We start from the raw sequence: 2,349 nt of genomic DNA, 5'->3' as shown, positions 1-2,349 counted from the left end.
GACTAATAAAAATAATCACACAGAGACACAAAGTCACAAAGGAATTGAATAAAACAATAAACCTTTGTGTTCTTTGTGGCTTTGTGTGAGAAAATAAAAGGAGATATTTGAGGGTCGGGAGATATTTGAGGGTCAAACCGTGAATGTGGAATGCACAATAATTCGGTGAGGCAGAGGAAAAGGAAAAGACAGCGAATTAAAGCTTTTGTCTAACCCTGCGTTGCAGTTGACGGCGGGGGCTGTGCCGTTTTCAGAGTTTTGTGGTTTATCAAGCTTTTATCTTGCTCATAAAGTTTGGTGGTAATTCTCTCCGCAGCAGGTGAGCTCAGTCGTTAGATGCCATGCTAATGGCAAAAGGAGGTAACAAAATGGATATTAAATCTTCAAATAAAGGGAAAAAACACAATATAAATCTGATATTGGTAAGTTTAGTACTCATTTTAGCAGGCTTACTTGGATCATTTCTTCTTGGTGTTTTTGAGAATTTAGATTTCTGGAAGACTCAGCCAATAGGGACAACTATTCACTTTTTATTGAAGGAGCTCTGGAAGGTCCTTTTTATTACTGGTGCTGTTACCATTTTCTTGCATGCTCTCTTTAAGAGGATGTCTGAGATTGAAAGCAAAGAAAGAGAGATTGAACTGAGAGAGCAATTAGAGGGATTAGGCCGGGGTGTTAAAAGTATTACACATGAATTGGCAAATTATGTAAAGGCACTGGATACAATGGTTACTGATGGAATTATTGCTATATATAAAAGTAGAAAAGATGCTAAAGAGGCAATAAGTGAAGAATTGATGAATGAGAAAAACAATAATTTGAGATTGGTAGGTATTTCATTACGGGATTTTTTAAAAGGAGATCGTTTGTTTCCTGAAGAATGGAAGGGAACAAAGGTCAGATTAGAGAGTAAATCCGTTAAAGAAGGTAAAAAACCATTAAAAATTCAATTACTCCTTATAAACCCTTGTTGTGAACAAGCCATTTATAGGGCAGAGAGTGAAGAACCTCGAAGAACTTCACATCGAGAACGAAATCTATTCATAGAGGTTACCCAAATTTTGGAATCATTAAATGAATTGATTGAAATTTTATCAGACAAAGGAAATTTACTTGAAGTAAAGATATATACCACAAGCCCCAGTTGTCTTTTAATGCTTAGTGATAATTACGCATTTGTGGAACAGTATCATTATAGAGAGGAGATAACATCAGGTTATATGCCAGTAATTCAGTACGATATTAACTCTAAGGTGGGTAAAGAAATGGTTAAGCATTTTGATTTTATTTGGGGGAAGGCTCGAGATTTTAAATCCTATATTAAAGAAAAGAGTATCGGAACTGCAGAAGCTATTAAAGACTCAAGAATTATTAACATATACTTAGATAGAGAGTTGTTAACAGAAAGGCTCAAATATCTTATAGAAAATGTCTCTGGAGAGATTAGAGTAATGGGAATTTCCTTATCCTCATATATTATTCCAGGGGCTATTTTGATATCAAGACTTGGAAGGGAAGAACAACCTATGAAAAATATTCGTTTACTCCTAATAAATCCACTTTCTCAACAAGCAAAATATAGAGCCTCTAAAGAAAGCAACCACCCTTACAAAGATTATACTCTTACTATTCATAAAGAACATAGACTTTATAATGATACAATGGGATCTATCCGAGAAATAAACCGGCTTGCCAAATTAAAATCTCCTATAGAAGGAAAAGTATATTCATCTGCTCCATCATGTTTCTTATTTATTACTAACGAAAGTGTTTTTATTGAACAATACCACTATGGGCAGACCGAGGAAGCAAAGAAAGTAAAAGAGACTGTTTTAAGTCGAGTTGTTCCAGTAATTGAGTATTCAAAGGATTCAATAGTATACTCTTTAATGCAAGATCACTTTGATTATGTTTGGAAAGAATGTAGTATCTCCACAGAGGACTTTGAGAGAGAAAAAGAAACTTTAGAAAGAGAGTTTGATAGAATCTAATAAGTTTAAGATCAGTGGGTTAGGGGAAGGGTTGGGGTCAGACCTCGAATTGAGAATTAACTATCAAAAAGAAGGGAAGAAAAAAGACGGCGGAGTGCAGTTTTTTTCTAACCAATCGCTGCACCTGACTGCGAGGGGCTGTGGCGTGTTTGAAATAGTTTTGTGCTTTATCAAAGTTTTAACCTGCTTATAAAGTTTAGTGGTAATTCCCCCTCGCAGCAGGTGAGCTCTATCGTTAGACAGATGAGACTGAATTTGTTCATGCGAAGAGAAATATAGAAATTGGAGGTTTAATTTTAGTGAATATCGAAATTGAACGTGAAGAAGATGGTCGGTGGATAGCCGAAGTGCCCGATTT

1 protein-coding gene is annotated in these 2,349 nt (G+C 35.6%); it reads left to right on the top strand.

All coding sequences use genetic code 11. From position 1 onward, the window contains the following. The first annotated feature begins 368 nt into the window (after positions 1 to 368). Positions 369 to 1,991 (top strand): hypothetical protein, encoded by a 1,623-nt coding sequence (locus tag AB1414_19310; GenBank protein ID MEW6609562.1) that lies wholly within the window; start codon positions 369 to 371, stop codon positions 1,989 to 1,991. Positions 1,992 to 2,349: the final 358 nt, after the last annotated feature.

The organism is bacterium, from assembly GCA_040755795.1.
Taxonomy (GTDB): Bacteria; UBA9089; CG2-30-40-21; order CG2-30-40-21; family SBAY01; genus JBFLXS01.
Note: the sequence above shows the minus strand (reverse complement) of the source record. Positions and strands in the feature narration are given on the sequence as shown.

Coding starts and splice junctions, on each gene's coding strand:
- AB1414_19310 (MEW6609562.1), top strand. CDS start 369: ATGGATATTAAATCTTCAAATAAAGGGAAAAAACACAATATAAATCTG.